At 41.3% G+C, this 17,486-nt stretch carries 21 protein-coding genes and 2 tRNA genes; 4 read left to right on the top strand and 19 right to left on the bottom strand.

The window, feature by feature from the left end; translation table 11 throughout:
* Positions 1-4: 4 nt before the first annotated feature.
* From BM097_RS12780 to BM097_RS16105, 6 genes are all read right to left on the bottom strand, one after another.
* Positions 5-502: a hypothetical protein gene (locus BM097_RS12780; RefSeq protein ID WP_090550673.1), complete on the bottom strand. Its 498-nt coding sequence runs from the start codon at positions 500-502 to the stop codon at positions 5-7.
* Positions 503-524: 22 nt separating this feature from the next.
* The gene (locus BM097_RS12775; protein ID WP_090550670.1) at positions 525-746 is read right to left on the bottom strand and encodes a hypothetical protein; all 222 of its coding nucleotides are present in this window, start codon (positions 744-746) and stop codon (positions 525-527) included.
* A complete protein-coding gene (locus tag BM097_RS12770; RefSeq protein WP_090550668.1) occupies positions 739-1,158 on the bottom strand; it encodes an RNase H family protein in 420 nt (139 codons plus the stop codon). The genes BM097_RS12775 and BM097_RS12770 overlap by 8 nt, the downstream gene beginning before the upstream one ends.
* A complete protein-coding gene (locus BM097_RS12765; protein ID WP_143084991.1) occupies positions 1,155-1,730 on the bottom strand; it encodes a rolling circle replication-associated protein in 576 nt (191 codons plus the stop codon). Before BM097_RS12765 ends, BM097_RS12770 begins: the two co-directional genes overlap by 4 nt.
* A gap of 426 nt (positions 1,731-2,156) precedes the next feature.
* Entirely contained in the window at positions 2,157-2,708 is a 552-nt protein-coding gene (locus BM097_RS12760) for a cell wall hydrolase (protein ID WP_177197463.1), read from the bottom strand.
* Positions 2,709-2,815: 107 nt separating this feature from the next.
* On the bottom strand, positions 2,816-3,193 hold the full coding sequence (locus tag BM097_RS16105) for a hypothetical protein (protein ID WP_143084990.1): 378 nt from the start codon (positions 3,191-3,193) through the stop codon (positions 2,816-2,818).
* Positions 3,194-3,265: 72 nt separating this feature from the next.
* Here BM097_RS16105 and BM097_RS12755 point away from each other — a divergent pair, with 72 nt between their 5' ends.
* On the top strand, positions 3,266-3,445 hold the full coding sequence (locus BM097_RS12755) for a hypothetical protein (RefSeq protein WP_090550656.1): 180 nt from the start codon (positions 3,266-3,268) through the stop codon (positions 3,443-3,445).
* Here BM097_RS12755 and BM097_RS12750 read toward each other — a convergent pair.
* Positions 3,432-3,803, bottom strand: coding sequence for a hypothetical protein (locus BM097_RS12750; protein WP_090550653.1), 372 nt, complete (start codon positions 3,801-3,803; stop codon positions 3,432-3,434). The two genes, BM097_RS12755 and BM097_RS12750, sit on opposite strands and share 14 nt — an antisense overlap.
* 91 nt (positions 3,804-3,894) lie before the next feature.
* Positions 3,895-4,095 carry a helix-turn-helix domain-containing protein gene (locus tag BM097_RS12745; protein WP_090550648.1) on the bottom strand — a complete coding sequence of 67 codons (201 nt, stop codon included), beginning with the start codon at positions 4,093-4,095 and terminating at the stop codon, positions 3,895-3,897.
* Positions 4,096-4,232: 137 nt separating this feature from the next.
* Here BM097_RS12745 and BM097_RS12740 point away from each other — a divergent pair, with 137 nt between their 5' ends.
* The gene (locus tag BM097_RS12740; protein WP_090550644.1) at positions 4,233-4,739 is read left to right on the top strand and encodes a helix-turn-helix domain-containing protein; all 507 of its coding nucleotides are present in this window, start codon (positions 4,233-4,235) and stop codon (positions 4,737-4,739) included.
* A 487-nt stretch (positions 4,740-5,226) separates the two neighbouring features.
* Positions 5,227-6,342 carry a tyrosine-type recombinase/integrase gene (locus BM097_RS12735; protein WP_090550639.1) on the top strand — a complete coding sequence of 372 codons (1,116 nt, stop codon included), beginning with the start codon at positions 5,227-5,229 and terminating at the stop codon, positions 6,340-6,342.
* Positions 6,343-6,488: 146 nt separating this feature from the next.
* On the opposite strand, the gene BM097_RS12730 is transcribed toward BM097_RS12735, so the two are convergent.
* The 11 genes from BM097_RS12730 to BM097_RS12680 form a co-directional block, all read right to left on the bottom strand.
* Positions 6,489-6,568, bottom strand: a tRNA-Leu gene (locus tag BM097_RS12730).
* Positions 6,569-6,746: 178 nt separating this feature from the next.
* On the bottom strand, positions 6,747-7,163 hold the full coding sequence (gene atpC, locus BM097_RS12725) for an ATP synthase F1 subunit epsilon (protein ID WP_090550634.1): 417 nt from the start codon (positions 7,161-7,163) through the stop codon (positions 6,747-6,749).
* 3 nt (positions 7,164-7,166) lie between these two features.
* The gene (gene atpD, locus BM097_RS12720; RefSeq protein WP_090550630.1) at positions 7,167-8,567 is read right to left on the bottom strand and encodes a F0F1 ATP synthase subunit beta; all 1,401 of its coding nucleotides are present in this window, start codon (positions 8,565-8,567) and stop codon (positions 7,167-7,169) included.
* Between the two features lie 43 nt (positions 8,568-8,610).
* Positions 8,611-9,636, bottom strand: a complete 1,026-nt coding sequence (atpG, locus tag BM097_RS12715; protein ID WP_090550625.1) for an ATP synthase F1 subunit gamma — start codon at positions 9,634-9,636, stop codon at positions 8,611-8,613.
* 3 nt (positions 9,637-9,639) lie between these two features.
* A complete protein-coding gene (gene atpA / locus BM097_RS12710; protein WP_090550621.1) occupies positions 9,640-11,655 on the bottom strand; it encodes a F0F1 ATP synthase subunit alpha in 2,016 nt (671 codons plus the stop codon).
* A 2-nt stretch (positions 11,656-11,657) separates the two neighbouring features.
* Positions 11,658-12,140 (bottom strand): F0F1 ATP synthase subunit B, encoded by a 483-nt coding sequence (gene atpF, locus BM097_RS12705; RefSeq protein ID WP_090550618.1) that lies wholly within the window; start codon positions 12,138-12,140, stop codon positions 11,658-11,660.
* A 42-nt stretch (positions 12,141-12,182) separates the two neighbouring features.
* Positions 12,183-12,404 carry an ATP synthase F0 subunit C gene (atpE, locus tag BM097_RS12700; protein WP_015548814.1) on the bottom strand — a complete coding sequence of 74 codons (222 nt, stop codon included), beginning with the start codon at positions 12,402-12,404 and terminating at the stop codon, positions 12,183-12,185.
* A 79-nt stretch (positions 12,405-12,483) separates the two neighbouring features.
* The gene (locus BM097_RS12695; protein ID WP_090550734.1) at positions 12,484-13,116 is read right to left on the bottom strand and encodes a F0F1 ATP synthase subunit A; all 633 of its coding nucleotides are present in this window, start codon (positions 13,114-13,116) and stop codon (positions 12,484-12,486) included.
* A gap of 255 nt (positions 13,117-13,371) precedes the next feature.
* Positions 13,372-15,441: a methyl-accepting chemotaxis protein gene (locus BM097_RS12690; RefSeq protein WP_090550614.1), complete on the bottom strand. Its 2,070-nt coding sequence runs from the start codon at positions 15,439-15,441 to the stop codon at positions 13,372-13,374.
* A gap of 156 nt (positions 15,442-15,597) precedes the next feature.
* Complete coding sequence (locus BM097_RS12685) at positions 15,598-16,890, bottom strand: amidohydrolase family protein (RefSeq protein WP_090550610.1); 1,293 nt, start codon at positions 16,888-16,890, stop codon at positions 15,598-15,600.
* Positions 16,891-16,917: 27 nt separating this feature from the next.
* A complete protein-coding gene (locus tag BM097_RS12680; protein WP_028248527.1) occupies positions 16,918-17,184 on the bottom strand; it encodes a hypothetical protein in 267 nt (88 codons plus the stop codon).
* Between the two features lie 176 nt (positions 17,185-17,360).
* Between BM097_RS12680 and BM097_RS12675 the strand changes: the two genes are divergently transcribed.
* Positions 17,361-17,432, top strand: a tRNA-Glu gene (locus BM097_RS12675).
* The last annotated feature ends 54 nt before the right edge of the window (positions 17,433-17,486 follow it).

Raw genomic sequence — 17,486 nt, 5'->3', positions numbered from 1 at the left:
CCTCCTAACTCAGGTAGTAGTCCTTCATCAATTGCAATCTTGTAGCTTTATCTGGCACACCTATAGAAAACTCGTGGCCATTTAGCAGCTTATTAATTGTTTTTGTCTGCTTCACAATTGCTGGGCTTACTACGCATCTGTTCTCATATCCGTTTTCAGCAAGAGCTGCAATATATCCTGCAAGCTCCTTTGATGATGATCTAACAGCCTGCTGCATCTTTTCATCGTTTATGCATTCATTTCTAAGTTCATCTACCCAGTCTGTTAGGATTCCGCCAAGCTTCAGATACGCTTCCTCTGCTCTAAGTTTTCCAAGAGCTGCTGACAACGGAGTAACAAGCTCATCTAGAACTCCGTCCATATAGTCTTCTGCATCTTCTTGGTCTATTCCGTTCTCTTCGCATAAAGCCTTTAGCTTTTCTTCGTCTCCTGTCGCTTTGATTTCCTCTGCGACCTTGTTGATTGCATCTGCTGTGTCTAGATTTCCGAATCTTTCAAACATAACAACTTTTTCCTTTCCGTGTTTAACTATCCTTTTCTATGCCTTCAAGGATTTTAATGCCTGCATGCCATAGTAGTTCCTCGTCCTCTTCTCGTATAGTTCTAAGAACTGTTTCGCCTCGCTTGATTTGTAGAAAGTTTTCTTTGGGATGAATCAAGTTCAAATAAACATGATGGTTGAGATTTGGCGCACAGCTTTTTTTCAGCTTTATTTCAAGATTGATGAACTCCACTTGCTTATCCATCAGCTGCTCTCCTTTCCATCTCTGACTTCATCCACTTTGAATAACTATGGCTCTCTGTACTTACAGTGATTTCTTTGGTCCTAATATGCTCAAATATCGCTGACCAGTGAGGCGCATATTTGAGTTCCTTCCCATCCGTCTTCTTCCAGTCGTTAGCGTTCCATTCATCCAAGCTGGTAAGTCCTTTTGCAACGTATGTTGATGTTGTGTATATTAAAAGCTCGTCGGCTTCAACGTTTATCAGCCTTAACGCTCCTTTTAAACACATGAGGTTTGCTTTTTGAGTAGTTCCTCGTATCTGAGAGAAGGCTGTTCGGCTTCTTCCGCCCTCGTATTCAACAACTGCTGCACACCAGCCATCTGTTTCCGCTGGGCCCTTGATGGTGCTGTCTGTGTATATTGTTACTTTCATGGTTCCGTGTCTCCTCGGATTTCCGTGTAATAGCAATAGCTGAGTCCTGTGAACGGGTTAACTCCGAATACCACAGAGCTCTTATCCACGTAATAGCCTTTACGTGCTATTGGCTGACCTGTGTCAACAACCTTGCGCATGGTTCTGTGACTATACGCTTTTCGCTTTGGCTTTGGCCTGATCAAGTTGCGGGAGCTGGATACCTTGACAAGTTCCTTTGGATTGATGTCTTGCTCTCTTGCTCGTTTAACCTGGTTCTCAGTCAATGGCTTGGTGATGTAGTCTCCAATCTTCTTGTTTGACTCTTCATCGCCTTTGAACATTTCGAAATTGACTCGTCCCTGCTTCCAGTGTTCCGCTATAAATTGTTCTATGCTTGGCTCTCCTCTTACGTGATTAACAATCATGTGTATGTGGATGCCACCGTTTGCCCCAATTTCGATTCTGCTAATCCATTTGTAATCAGCTCCTCGTTTTCGATACTCCCGCCTGAGCATCTTGTTGAGATTCGAAATATCCTTTTTCACTTCCTCGATGGTTAGTCTAGTTCCTCGTGGGTAAGTGAGAGTCAACCACAGGTCTCCCTTCCTGAAATTGGCCTTTATTAATCTTCGATATCTCTTTTCCTTGTTTCGCTGATTTTGTTTTTCAATAACCTCTGGCGTAGCTTTCTGTCGTGGGCCTCGTCTCTCTCCCCTGGCTCCATACCTACCAGTCCATTTAATCTCTACTTCTATTGAGTCGGGGAATGTGTATTCTTCTCTTATATATGCCATGGTGTGTCCCTAACTTTAATATTCTTATCAAGCTTTCAAGACTGCCCTTGGCAGCCCTTAAAAATTGCATTGGTGGGCACCTTATGGTATACTTTCTTTAGTTGAAAAAAGCCGTAAGGTGCTTGGCCAATCACTTAGTTGATTGGTCTTTTTTTACATTTTTTAATAAAGTGAAATTGTTGCCGACTGGCAATGTGAAACACCCTCTCCCAATTTCATTTTTTATTCTCCCTTGTAAAATATTAGATTTCCGTATTGAAACAGCTCTTGAAGATTTTCTTTGTGCCACTGGCTTTCGTTCCAGTCTGCCTCAAAGTAAAGTGCTCCGCTGGAGCCATCCCAACCGTTTAAAACCATCTCTAGTGATTCGTAGCATTCTGCATCGGGTACCGCCTCATCATATCGACCATCCCAGACGGGACTGAATTGCTTAAAATCGTATATGACATCCTCAATGCTGTTTGGGAATGCTTCTGAATCTACTCTGTTTTTGATTACATTCATTACAAGTGCTTTTCCGATAACGCCCTGGTCTTCCGCTTCAGCCATGGCTATCTTTAAAAGCATTTGTGATTCTTCATCAGCGAATGTTAGTCCTGAAACATCGTCCGCTTGCGACGTCGCAACAGAGTAATTCGGACTTACCATATTAAGGATCAGATATGGTTCTTCTGTTTCTTTTTGTATCTTTGATACTGCTGCAATTGCTCCAGCTCTTGGAGCGCTCGCTTTGGCAACTATCATTTCATCTAGCTTGTTGTCTAGATAATCCATTGTGAGCCTACTTGTTAATCCGCCGACAAGTAGCCCTGCTGCAATCGGTACCGCTGTATACCTTAGCAGCCTTAACTTTTTTCTTTTCATTCTCTCCTTTTTTCCTTTCAACGAGCCGCTTGCTCGGGAATGATTATGTTTATCGCGGCAATCAGGTTGAATGCCGGAATATTTTTGGCCATGTTCTTCTCCTTGAACCATCTACGGTATTTAATGAAGTCTGCGAATGCCGCCACATTCGTTTGGGTATCTAAGATTGCGTATGGTCCATATCGACCTGTTGCAACCACCGCCTCAAAATCCGAGTACCAGTTGCCAATGCATTGGCGAGATAGTCCAAAGGTCTCTGCCAGTTGGCTCTTGTTCTCGTACGCGTGGGGAATTTTAACAGCCATTTTTCTGGAGCTTTCTAATTCAACCGCAAGCTCGTTCATAGCCTCATAGGCTTGTGTTATTGCTTCTTTTAGCTTTTCTTCCGTTCCCACCGTGGTCTCCTTTCTGCTATACTCTCCTTATCAGCTGTTGCAGAGCTGAAATAAGATAAGGAGGTTAATGTTATGTGCGATATCGAACTCGATGAAAAAGGCATTTCAGACATGCTTGCTGAAATATCTGCCAATGTTTCAACAATTGGCATTGATGTGATTTGCCCTCACTGTAATTCAGAAGTACACGTATTTTCGCTTTTAGTGAACTGCCCTAATTGCGAAAAAGATTTCGAAGTTAGCTTTGTTTAGAAGGTAGCTTTACTTTTATTTTTACTTCTGTATTGGCCAGTTCTTTCTGCAAAGAGCTGGCTTCTTTTAGTAAATTCTTTAATTCTTCAGCTTTCTTCCTTACAGCTTTTAGTTCTGAATCGTCAAGCTGGAGCTGTACATATGCTTTCTTCATCTCATCTTCAAGTACAGCATCAAATCTGTATCTTTTCCCTGTCTTAATTACCTGCGTACTCTTAACTACTCCTACATATCCATTAGGTCTTATATAATGAACATTGCGCTTTCTTTTTGGATTAATTCCAGTTACCATTCCATCAAATAAGTAATGTCCATTCCTATCTAATACTTGGATTTCGTCGCCTCTTTGTAATTCCATATCTTCCTCCCTTCCCCAATGTTTTAGACATATGTTGTCAACATATGTCTACTGTGATAGCCGTAGGGTATCACAGTAGTAACCTAAAAGGTTACTCGTGTGCAAAAAAAATATCCATAGGATTCTCGATTTCGAGCTTATCTATCATTATTTGGATTTCATCACTTCCAAATATTCCAGATTTCATCTTGAGGTACAGTGTTTTTGTGCTTATTCCAAGCATATCAGCTATTTCTTTCTGACTGTATCCCTTAGCTGCGAACCTCCCTCTAAGCTCATTGGTCTTTATCATTTAATCGCCTCCGTAACTTTTTAAGTTACTTATATCATATTACATTTTTGTAACTTGTCAAGTTATTTTTTTCTTGTTCGGTAACTTTTTTGATGATATTATGTATACATATTCAAATATTGAAGGAGGAAGTAGCAATGACCGTTGGGGACCGAATTAAAGTACTAAGGGAAAAGATGTGCATGCCGCAAGTAGAGTTTGCCGACAAAATCGGCGTTTCAAAGCAAACACTATACAAATATGAAAATAATATTATAACCAATATTCCATCAGACAAAATCGAACTTGCCGCCAAATTATGTAATGTGCCCCCCGCCTTTTTGATGGGATGGCAACAAACCGGTTCTATTAACATGCCAGTAATGGATGGTGAAAATGTAGTTGAATTAATAAAGATGCCAATTACAGAATCTTTAGATGATAAAGAATTCTTGGCTCGCGCAAACAAACAGTTCGTGACAACAGGTATTACTCCCGAGGAAAAAACTGTAATTGAGAAATATCGCTCAGCAGATAATATAACTAAAGCTATGGTTTGCAGAGCGCTCGGATTAGATGATAGAGAACGTGAAAACAGATTAAAGCAAGAAGTAGCACTAGAACATGAAAGAACTGAAATGGAAGAGCATGAACTAGATAGGTAAAGTCTTATCGTTTTGCCGACGTCGGGAAAATTGCACCGGTGCAATTTAGATAAACAAAAAAGCACCCCGCAGGGTGCTAAATTGTTCGCAGTTGTTCAGGCTGCTGTTTAGAAAGTTCAGTTATGAACCGTCTCATCGTTCTATAGATATATTATCACATCTTTAGTTTTTGTCAAATAATGCAGCTCCACTCACTTCCGTAGTGCCTGGCTCGCCAGTTGCATGAGATTTTAATGTCTCAAGTGAACGGTTTGAGCTTGCGAGCTACACTGCTACTTCTGAGAGCTTCTGCTGCATCATCAGGCTAGATTAACTAGCAGTCACTTTTGTGACGGTCGCGCCAGATTTCATAAAGCAAGCGAATAATATTCACTGCTAACTGAGCCACTTGAACGATGAAACTCATAATCTGTCTCCCTCTAACTCATGCAACCAGGCAACGCCTATTATATAGATTTCAATTTGCATATTCAAGGAGGTATTTATTATGTGGGTTGAACCTTTAGATAATGGAAAATTTAAATTCTGTGAGAGATACAAAGACCCTCTCACGGGTAAAACTAAGAAGGTCTCTGTTACTCTTCTAAAAGATAATAAAATGACTAGGAAGGATGCTGCTGCAATCCTGGCTGAAAAGATAGCCGCTGCATCTACCCCTGCTCTCAAGCATGAGAACATTACTCTTGGAGAGCTTGCGGACCTTTATATCGAATATCAAGCAAAAACTGTTACCAAAGGAACTGTTAAGCGCAACAGGAGCACTCTTAACACCATTTGCAAGATGCTTAATCCTGCTGCAATCGTCTCCAACCTGACTGCTGGGTACGTGGCCAATAATCTATATTCCACAAGAGACAAGGCTAGCACCAAGAACGAGAGGCTCGTTAGGTTCAAATCGTTTATGCACTGGGCTTATGATAATGACTATATTGCAGATATCAGATGGATTGACAAGCTAAAGCCTGTAAATGATAAAGAGGCTAAGGAGAAGCTAGAGCATAAGTTCCTAGAACGTGAGGAGCTGAACCTTCTTGTTAATTCTATGAAGGTGCAACGGTGGAAAGGGCTTACTCAGTTCATGGCTCTTACGGGGATGCGTGTAGGTGAAGTGCTAGCTCTTACAATCGTTGATGTTGATTTCAGAAATAAGAAGATACACATTAACAAAACTTTAGACGCTCAGATAAAATCTGATGTGCACTCTCCCAAGACCAGCTGCTCTAATAGAGATATAGATATGCAACCTGAGCTTGAATCTTTGTGCCAGGAGATTAAAAAGGATCTAAACGCTAGACGGTTTAAAACAGGCTTGAGGCTTCGCTTATTCTTCTGTGATGAAAACGGGGATTATTTGAATTATTATGCTTTTAATAAATACCTTAAGAAGACGTCAGAGGATGTTCTGAAGCGTCCAATAACTACTCATGTGCTAAGACATACTCATGTGTCACTTCTTGCTGAGGCTGGCGTGCCTCTTGATACCATTACAAGAAGAGTTGGCCACGAGGATTCAAGAATCACTAAAAAGATATATCTGCACGTTACTGAGAGAATGAAAGAAAAGGATAAGGAACTTGTCCGCTCTGTTAATCTACTTGCTTAATAAGGGGCAATTAAGGGGCACATTTTTTCAAAAAGGGGCAATTAAGGGGCAAAAATATTGCCACTTATTTACATCAAAAAAGAGCACAAACCTTGAAAAATCAAGGAATGTGCTCTTTTCGTTTACGCCTATTGGCGCTTCTGAGATGCGGGTGACAGGACTTGAACCTGCACGGTCGCCCACTAGAACCTAAATCTAGCGCGTCTGCCAATTCCGCCACACCCGCGTAAGCAATGAAGAATTGCCATTTAAAATTGCTTCGCAATGGGCAATTCTGGGCAAGTAATTTCACTCACTGCATGAGCGAAATTACTTACATTAGTCGGCTCATCGACGTAGAATAATATATCATAATCCCCATTTAAAAGCAACAAAAAACTGCCAAAAACTTGGCAGTTTTTATTTTAATTATTATGGTGGCTTGCGCCTTTAAGTCGGGCCATGGCGCGGGCCATGTTTGCGATTGACATCTGGTGTTCAATATAGCTTTGCTTCTGTTGCAATGCATCCTGAGCACGCTCTAAAGCTTCCTGAGCTCTAAAGGTGTCGATGTCTTCTGGCTTCTCGCAGGAGTAGGCCAGAATCTTGACACCGCCGTCGGGATATACTGAAAGCAAGCCATCTGAAATGATTGCGTGCTGCCAGGTGCCATCTTCAAGCTTGAAGCGGATTTCACCGATATCTACCACACCTGTCATCTTCTCGTGATGATTCATGATGGCGATTTCACCATCGTCAGCTGGGTACACAAGCATCTCGCTTGGTCCATCGTAAAAGACTCCGTTACAAGCCACTATTTTAAGATTAAATACTGATGCCATAAGCTACTCCTTTGAAAGCTCTGCAGCCTTCGCCTTAACATCTTCGATAGTTCCAACGTTGAAGAATGCAGCTTCTGGATATTCATCCATTTCACCATCAAGGATTGCCTTGAAGCCCTTAACTGTTTCTGCAACTGGAACGAACTGTCCCTTTACGCCTGTGAAGTTCTCAGCAACTGAGAATGGCTGTGAAAGGAAACGCTGCACCTTACGTGCACGATATACTGTAAGTTTATCCTCGTCAGAAAGTTCTTCCATACCAAGGATTGCGATGATATCCTGAAGTTCCTTGTACTTCTGTAGGATTTCCTGAACACCACGAGCTACTGCATAATGCTCATCGCCTACAACGTCTGGCTCAAGGATACGTGATGTAGATTCAAGTGGATCAACAGCTGGATAAATACCCTGCTCTACGATCTTTCTTGAAAGAACTGTGGTTGCATCCAAGTGCGAGAAGGTTGTTGCTGGTGCTGGGTCAGTTAAGTCATCAGCAGGTACGTAAACGGCCTGAACTGATGTGATTGAACCGCTCTTTGTAGATGCGATACGCTCCTGCAGCTCACCTAAATCGTTGGCAAGTGTTGGCTGGTAACCAACGGCTGATGGCATACGACCTAAAAGTGCTGAAACCTCTGAACCAGCCTGTACGAAACGGAAGATATTATCAATGAAAAGAAGCACATCCTGATGCTTAACATCACGGAAGTATTCTGCCATTGTAAGTCCTGTTTCAGCTACACGCATACGTGCTCCAGGTGGCTCGTTCATCTGACCAAAGACTAGGGCTGTCTTATCAAGAACTCCTGATTCGCCCATTTCTGTCCAAAGGTCATTACCTTCACGGGAACGCTCTCCTACACCTGTAAATATTGAATAGCCACCGCTTTCTGTTGCGATGTTGTGGATAAGCTCCTGAATAAGTACAGTCTTACCTACACCGGCACCACCGAATAGACCGACCTTACCACCCTTTGCGTAAGGTGCAAGAAGATCAATGACCTTGATACCTGTTTCAAGCATTTCTACTACAGGACTCTGGTCCTCGAAGGTAGGTGGCTCACGGTGAATACACCAGTGCTCACCCTCGTCAAGCTTTTCGCCATTATCAAGAGTGTCACCGAGTACATTGAAGAGTCTGCCTAGAGTCTGCTCGCCAACAGGAACGGAAATACCCTGTCCTGTTGCAACAACCTCCATATCACGGCAAAGGCCTTCAGATGGAGCAAGCATGATACATCTAACAACATTGAAGCCAATGTGCTGACTGACCTCCATAACTCGCTTTTCGTCACCAACCATTACATACAATGCATCTCTGATTGCAGGTAAGTCATTGCTTCTGAATTCCACATCGACTACAGGTCCTGAAACCTGTACGATTTTTCCTTTTAATTGTGACATATAGTTTCACCTCTCATTTCCAAGCAACGGTGCTCGAAAATAATTATTTGTTCTGTAATTTCTTTTTCTCTTTCTTTTTCTTAAGTGCCTTGGCACCACCGATTACCTCGGTAATTTCCTGTGTAATCTGGGCCTGACGCACTCTGTTGTATTCTATAGATAAATCATGAAGAATTGCCTCCGCATTATCAGTTGCAGATTGCATGGCCATCATTCTGGCGTTTTCCTCACTGGCTGAACATTCTACTAAAGCTCCATAGCAGAAGGCTGTAAAATGATTTTGTACAAGCTTCTCTAGGACAACCGAAACAGAAGGATAAAATGGAATGAAATTATCTCCTTGAGATATAGCCTCCATTTCGTAGCTGTTGATGGAGTGAACATGCTTGATGCCTTCCTTCATCTCTCGGGCGGCTTTACTTACGCCCTCGGAATCAGCTGCGATTTCCTCTGCCTGTTCCTTGATAAACTTATGTGTCTTAAGTGGAAGTAGACGTTCTACACATACCTCCTCAGTGATTGAGTTAAGCATCTTTGTGTAGACCACATCTATCCTGTCAAGCTCACCCTTGTTGTACAAATCAATCATGTATGATGCCATTACTCTGGCGCGGTGCATGGAAGGATTGTTTGATGAAAATCTGAAATTCTCGTCAACCTTGTATCCACCGTTCAAGAAGAATGAACGTCCAACCTCACCAACAACAAACAGCGTACAATCATCTCCATCAGCTATACCTTTTACACGATCAACCGCAAGCTTGATGGCGTTGTGGTTGTAAGCACCTGCCATTCCTTTATCGCCTGTGAAGACGATGATTCCATGCTTTTTCATGGATTCATTATCATCTTCTACTCGGTTATCAAAATAGATATGTCTGATATCTGGGAAATGAGCCAGGCATTCTGCCAGTCCGATCTGAGTACCCTTGAAAAATGGCTCAGTCTCTTCCAGCTTCTTTCTTGCCTTTCTCAGCTTCATTGAAGACATCATGTACATGGCTCTAGTAATCTTCATGGTATCCTGAATACTATTTATTCTATTTTGGATTTCCTTTGTACTAGCCATAGATTACTCCTGATTCTTCTTAAATTCAGTAGCGGCATCAATGATTGCAGCCTTTATGCCATCTGATAAATCCTTTGATGATTCCAGCTGGCTGATGATATCTGAGTGCTCTGTCTTGAAGAAATTCAGCATATCTGTTCTGAACTTCTTGATATCTGAAAGCGCTACATCACTGAAGATGTGTGCGTTAGCAGATACCAAAATGATTACCTGCTCTGCCATTGAGAATGGACGTGAAAGTGGCTGCTTCAAAAGCTCCATAAGAGCTCGTCCATGAGCAAGCTGCTTCTTAGTTGCATCATCAAGGTCTGATGAGAACTGAGTGAATACTTCCATTTCACGATACTGAGCAAGGTCGATACGAACAGAACCTGCTGCCTTCTTCATAGCCTTTGTCTGCGCGGCACCACCTACACGGGAAACTGAAAGACCTACGTTTACCGCTGGGCGCTGACCAGCATTGAAAAGCTCTGACTCAAGGAATATCTGACCATCTGTGATGGAAATAACATTTGTAGGAATATAAGCTGATAAGTCACCAGCCTGTGTTTCAATGATTGGAAGGGCTGTGATTGAACCGCCTCCTGCTTCATCTGTGATTCGTGCGCTTCGCTCTAGCAATCTTGAGTGTAAGTAGAATACATCACCAGGGTATGCCTCACGTCCTGGAGAACGCTCAAGAAGAAGTGAAATAGCACGATATGCAACGGCATGCTTTGATAAATCATCATAAACGATAAGTACATCCTTGCCTGAATACATGAAGAATTCTGCAAGCGCTGTACCAGCGTAAGGAGCGATGTACTGCAATGATGCTGAATCAGATGCAGTAGCATTTACGATGATTGTATAATCCATAGCGCCGTGTTCTTTTAATGTGTTTACAAGCTTTGCAACGGTAGAAGCCTTCTGACCGATTGCAACATAAACACAGACAACATCCTTACCCTTCTGATTGATGATTGTATCAGTGGCGATTGATGTCTTACCTGTCTGTCTATCGCCGATGATAAGCTCACGCTGACCACGGCCGATTGGGAACATTGAATCGATTGAAAGAAGTCCTGTTTCCATAGGAACACTAACGGATTTTCTATCAACGATGCTTGGTGCTGGGCACTCGATTGGTCTGTAACCATCTGCATCGATTTCTCCAGCTCCATCAAGAGGAGAACCAAGTGCATCAACGATACGTCCAAGGAAGCCGTTACCTACTGGTATACCAGCCATCTTGCCTGTACGAACAACACGTGTACCCTCTTTAATCTCTGTGTCACGGCCAAATAGGATAACACCGATTTCATCGCGTCGAACATCCTGAACCATGCCCTTGACACCACAATCAAAGATAACGATTTCACCGTAGAAGGCATGGTCGATACCATCGATATTGGCGATACCATCACCAACCCATGTTACAATACCAACTTCGTTATCCTTAATCTCTAATTCAAATTCATCAACGCTAGCCTTCAAAATTGAAAGGATGCTTTCATCAACTGATGAAATACCAACTGCTGCGTCGATTTTTGTGGCCAACTGCTTGATACGGCCCTGCTCACTCCAGTCGTACTCCTTTGTTCCAACTGAAAGAATGAAACCGCTCTTGATAGATGGATCACTTACAAGATTAATTTCGATATCAGCATTGCCTGTTTCCTTAACAAGGAATTTCTTAATTCCAGCAAGCTGTTCGTCTGATGGAGCTGTAACGTATCTAAGCTTTGCCTTTTCTACAACCTCTGATTTAGCCCTCTGGCTATCTTCAAAGGATTCTTTAATTTCATAAAATAAATCAAAATCTCCGTTTGAACATAGAAGCTTCAAGAAGTTTCTAATTTCATGTGGGAAGATGCTATCTACAACGATACACTTTTTTGCAAGCTCCACTGTAGGATTTCGTAGCTCTTCGCCAACTGCAGGCACAGCTTCAAGAATAGAAGCGGCAGACTGCAAAAAAACTTCTGCATTAGCTATACTATGCAAACTGTGTGCATATTCTAATGTTTTCTCTGTCACTTTTACTCACCTGCTTTACCGATAAACTCATCAAACAAACTGCTATCAACTTCAGCGCCTGTCTGACCACCAACGACCTTTGTAGTTGCATCAACAATAATGTCTGCAATTTCTTTCTTAGCACTGGCAATAATCTGCTCTTTCTCGCGATTTGCCTCTGTAGCTGCTGCTGTTTTAATCTCTGACGCATTAGCCTTAGCCTCAGCAACAATCTTCTGATATTGACCATCTGCTGATTTTCTTGCATCAGCTATAATCTGCTTCTTCTCTGTCTCAGCCTCTGCAACCTTCTGTTCATACTGTGCAGCAAGCTCATTAGCTTCAGTTTCCTTTGCTGTAGCTTTTGCATAAACCTCATTTGCTTCTTCCTGGCGCTTTGCAATGATATTGGCAATTGGCTTAAAGAAGAAGATTCTGAAAGCTACAAACAGGATAAGAAGATTGACTACTGTCCAGAGAATACTCCAAAATGAAATATTAATCATATATATTACCTATCCTTATATTTATAAAATATAAAATGCTTTTTACAATACGAACATAATCATAAGAGCGATAACGAAACCATAGATGGCTGTTGCTTCTGCAAGGGCACAACCTAAAATGAGGTTCTTCTGAATCTTACTCTCTGCTTCTGGCTGACGAGCAATACCTTCGCATGCCTTACCTGTTGCGATACCGATACCAATACCAGCACCAAGACCTGTTACTACTGCAATACCTGCTCCAACTGCAATTAAAGTGTTCATAAATTTTTCCTCCTAAGTCTGTTTGTTACGCTGACAAACTCATTAAATTAGTTAATAAATAAAATTTCTTTTAGTACGATTATTCAATAGCTTCCTTGATGTACAAAGAAGTTAAGAATACGAATACGTATGCCTGTAACAGTCCATCGAATAAATCAAAGTAGAGACTGAATACGGCTGGAATAACTGGTGGAACTACAATCTTAAGTAATTCCATGATAACAAATGCACCAAGTACATTACCAAAAAGTCGCATGCACAAAGACAATGGACGGGTAAATACATCAAGGATGTTGAATGGTGTTACGATTGCAACTGGCTCTACGAATTTGTGTAGCCATTTTTTAACACCAAGCTGATAAATACCAGCAGCCTCAACTAAGATAATGCTCATAAGAGCAAGTGCTGCTGTAACATTAACATCTTTGGTTGGTGACTTAAAACCAAATAGACCTATTATGTTGGATAAACCAATGTATAAAAGTACTGTAACCAAATAACCAGTATAAGCTTTTCCTTCTTCACCTAAAGTGGCTCCAACAATAGCATTTAGTTTTTCGTAAATAAGCTCTGCAAAAGCCTGCTTTTTACTGATGTTTTGTGTCTTTAGTCCCGTAGTCAAGAAAATTGCCAAGAGAATAAGCACAGCCATGATAATCCAAGTAACTACAACTGATTCCATGACCGGGATTTCATAGCCACCAATGTGCATTCGAAATACCTCTTCACAATTAAGCTCTTCTACAAGCTTTTCTGCTAAAGTCAAGAAAACACCTCCTATTCTTTCTTTTGATAGCCCTCATTTTAAACTTTTTACACAAAAATATAAGATACAAATTGGGCAATCTGTATAGATTTGTAAACTTGACATTAGGTTTGTCTAACCTTCGAAAACAATCCTAACATCACTGTAAAATATTAAAAAAGAGGGCTAACATAACAAGCTAGCCCCCTATTTTAAACTCCTTTATTCAGCCTCTGGGTTAACCTCTTTATCATCCTTGAAGAACAGCATTTCTTCATTTAGTTTTTGAGCAATTTCCTTCAAATCATCTGCAGAATTTGCAAGACTTGAAACTGTTGCTGAAAGCTCCTGAACGGAAGCGCCTGTGGTTTCCGAGCTAGCTGCATTCTCTTCTGAAATAGCTGAAAGAGAAGACATTGCATCAGATACTACATCATTAGATGTAACGCAGGTAGATGCGCCACCAGCAATATCTCTGATACCTACTACAGTACCATTGATATCTTCCAACATTCCGTTTACAGACTCAAGCGTTCCGCCGATAGCTTCCTGCTGCTCCAAATTGCCCTGTTTAACAAGATTTGCAGCTGCAACCGCCGCCTCGGCCTGCCTCAGAAGCTCATCCATCTCAACTCGAATTGCCTGTGCCATGCTATCGGAATCATCTGCCAGTTTTCTGATTTCCTCAGCAACTACAGCAAAGCCCTTACCAGCTTCACCTGCACGGGCTGCCTCGATTGAAGCATTCAGTGAAAGCAAATTAGTCTGGGATGCGATTCCCGAAATGCCTTCTACTCTATCATTAATATTTGCAACCGCATTTTGTGTTGCAGAAATGGTTCTTGCAATCTCTTCAATCTTTTCGGTCATATCGCTACTTGAATCCTTAAGATTGATGAGGGACTTACTAGAAGCCTGAGAAGCTTCTTTCATCTTGCCTGCCAGACTCTCTACATTATCAGTAGAATTCTGAACACCGCCTACGGCATCAGTAATCTTACCAACGTTTTCAGCAGCCTCCTGGATTTCTTCAGCCTGCTGAACAGCGCCAGTAGCAATCTCCTGTACTGCGTTTGCTACTGTGTCTGTTGTGGCAGCAATCTGATTTGCCATATCTGCCAAATCTTCAGAGGACGTTGTGACTGTTGAAGCCGATTGCTTGATAGCATTCACAATGTCTCGCAGCTTATCTATAACTGAATTCGTACTTCGCACAATCTCGCCAAATTCATCCTTGCGCTTTGTATAACCTTCAATTTTCTTAAATCTACCGTCAGCAAGAAGGGTAACTGTATTTGTAACCGCAACAATTGGTTTTGTGAAGCTTGTAGCAACAAGGATGGCAATTACAACGCCTAAAATCAATAAAATCGTTCCGATTGCTACTACTAAAAGTGCGGCTTTTATAGCTGACGCCATGATTTCGCTATTCTTCTGTGATACCGCTACATAATATCCACTAGCTGGTTCTTTTACCCAAGACATATAGGTAAGTTCCCCGTCAAATGAAGATGTAATAAGACCGCTCGAATCTGAGGATGTCATGAATTCATATCCGCTTAAGTCATACTCATCTTCAGGTGTAATTTCAAACTGAGCATGAGCTACCATCATACCCTTTGTATCTGCGATAAAGCCATCGCTAATGTTTGCTGCCAAAAATTCATGTAAAACATTTAAATCGAAGCTTCGCTGAACTGTTCCGATTATCTGTGTATGGGCTTCATTATAAACAGGGACGCAAATAATAGTGATTCGATTTCCAACCGCTTTACTTACAACGACATCAGATACTGCTGGCTTTCCTGTGTTAATCGCCTGCTGGAAATATTCTCTGTCAGCTATATTTGTTAATTCATTTCTATCAGCTCTAACTAATTGATCACCAGTTGTCGTTGAAATAATGATGTTAATATTACCATCATTCATATATTCGTTAAGAGCATCCATCTGCGCAAGCATTGCTGCATCCGGAACTGCTTGACCTTCAGTTCCATAGGTTTCAATGAAGGCAATAGTGCTGGGAGCCGTAGCAATAGTTTCTAGCAATGAAGTATTCTTCTCAACCATCTCTGAAAACATGGACTCCACAAGACGAGCGTTTGAATTCAACAATTGCAAAGCATCTTCTTTTGCCTTACTTGTAGAGCTATTGTAGCTAACAATAATGGCAATCAATAACGGTACTGCCACTAATGCTGCCATCAATAATATCAGCTTAGTCTTAATACTGTCTTTAACAGCTATAGTGCTTTTAGCTGGTTTCGTGGCTTTTTTTGTCTTCTCGCCCATATTTGCCTCCTTTACTTTTCACACCCCTCAGCGTAAATTTTACTATTTTTTTCGGAAATAATTGTGTGACAAATGTTAAATAAATGTGTACAAATCCTCACCCGTATCGAAATTTGCGTACAAAAAAAGAGTAGCCAAAAATGACTACTCTCTAGACTATTTTACATTTGAATATATATTGTTACCGCGTACGTATTTATCGGTAATAATAGCATCAGCATCGTTATAGACCATACGCTCGATTCTTTCTCTAATAGACATATCTCGCATTGAAAACATCTTGCTATCATCTATTACAACGGCGTCGAAATCGTATCCATCCTTGAATGTTCCAACCTTGCCAAAGTAGCTTCCTCCACCCATTGTAGCCAGATAGAACATTTCCTCAAAGGATAATGGCTTTACATTAGTATCTACTAAACGGTAGTACATCTTTGACGCCTGAAGAGAAATAAGCATTGTCTTAATCATGTTCATAGATGAACCTGCCGCCACATCAGTACCAAGACCAATGTTGATTCCGGCATCCATAAACTTACGTATTGGTGCGATACCTGATGTAAGGTTCATATTTGAATCTGCGCAGTGAGCAATATATGCTCCATGCTCCTTGAGGATTCTCATTTCTTCCTCATCAGAATATACACAATGTGCCATTATTGTAGGAAGCTCGGCTGAGCCCATTGTATCGAAAATTTCGTATGCATTTGCATAGCTGGTAGATTCAGGAACAAGCTCCTTTACCCAGGCAACCTCGGACTTATTTTCTGAAAGATGTGACTGAATTCTAAGACCTCTTTCAGCTGACATTTCGCCAAGTCCCTTCATCAAATCATCTGAGCATGATGGAATGAACCTAGGTGTAAGGATTGGCATGGTGTTTTTATATCTGCCCTTAATAGCTTCTAACCATTCTACGGTAGCCTTAAGAGATGCAGCTGCATCTTCCTCTTCAAGTCCGACGCCACCATTTCTATCCATGTTTACCTTACCAACGTAGGTAATCATGCCTGTCTTTTCAAGCTGATCCATAAGCTCTATGGTAGCTTCATTGTGAAGTGTGGCAAATACAACTGCACGTGTGGTAAAGCAACGGCGTAAATCCTCTGAGAAATATTCATAGGCCTTACGGGCGTATGCCAAATCCGCATACTTTGCTTCCTCTGGGAATGTGTATTTGCTAAGCCACTCCAAAAGCTCCTCATCCATACCGATTCCACGGAAGGTATACTGAGGCGCATGAACATGCAAATCAGTCATTCCTGGAATGATTAGCTTATCGCCATAATCATATACTGGTAAATCCTTGTACTGGTCTGGAAGTTTGGAAAAGGCACCCTTACAGATGCCGTCCACACAAACCACATAGCCATTGCTATATGTAACTATACTTTTACTTCCCTCCGAAAAGGCAATGCCTCCGCGAAGGACAAAACTATCTTTATTCATAAAACTCCTAATTGTAAAAAATAACTGCTAGCCCTGAAGACCTCTAGCCTGTCTATCCATATCTTCTACTACGATATCGTAGATTTCGCCAAGTGTACGGCAATACTCAAGTACCTTCCATGGCTCGTTTGTATGATAGTGAATCTTGATAAGCTCCTCATCACCTACTGCAAGAAGGCTATCACCTACAAAGTTCTCTGTGATGTAATCGTTGATTGCATCCTCATCAAGATCCTCTCCTTCAATAAGAAGCTGTGTGTCATATCTAAATTCAATTGACTGCTCTGGTAACATTTTATTTTCCTCCTAATAATTAGTATTTATTCTCTTAAAAGCAAGTAAGATTTTATCATATATTTGCCCAAAAGTAACTATTGAAAAAAAATGTAAAAAAGTTGTTGACATAATGTGTTTTATACTGTAATATTATCTTCGTTGCTGAGGCAAACACAAAAGAAAACAGCGAACATGGTTCCTTGGTCAAGCGGTTAAGACGTCGCCCTCTCACGGCGAAAACAGCGGTTCGATTCCGCTAGGAACTGCTAAAAGCACTCGATGATTCGAGTGCTTTTTTTTATTTTTTATAATCTTGCCTC

Origin of the sequence: Pseudobutyrivibrio sp. OR37 (assembly GCF_900113655.1) — a bacterium.
Classification (GTDB): domain Bacteria; phylum Bacillota; class Clostridia; order Lachnospirales; family Lachnospiraceae; genus Pseudobutyrivibrio.
Note: the sequence above shows the minus strand (reverse complement) of the source record. Positions and strands in the feature narration are given on the sequence as shown.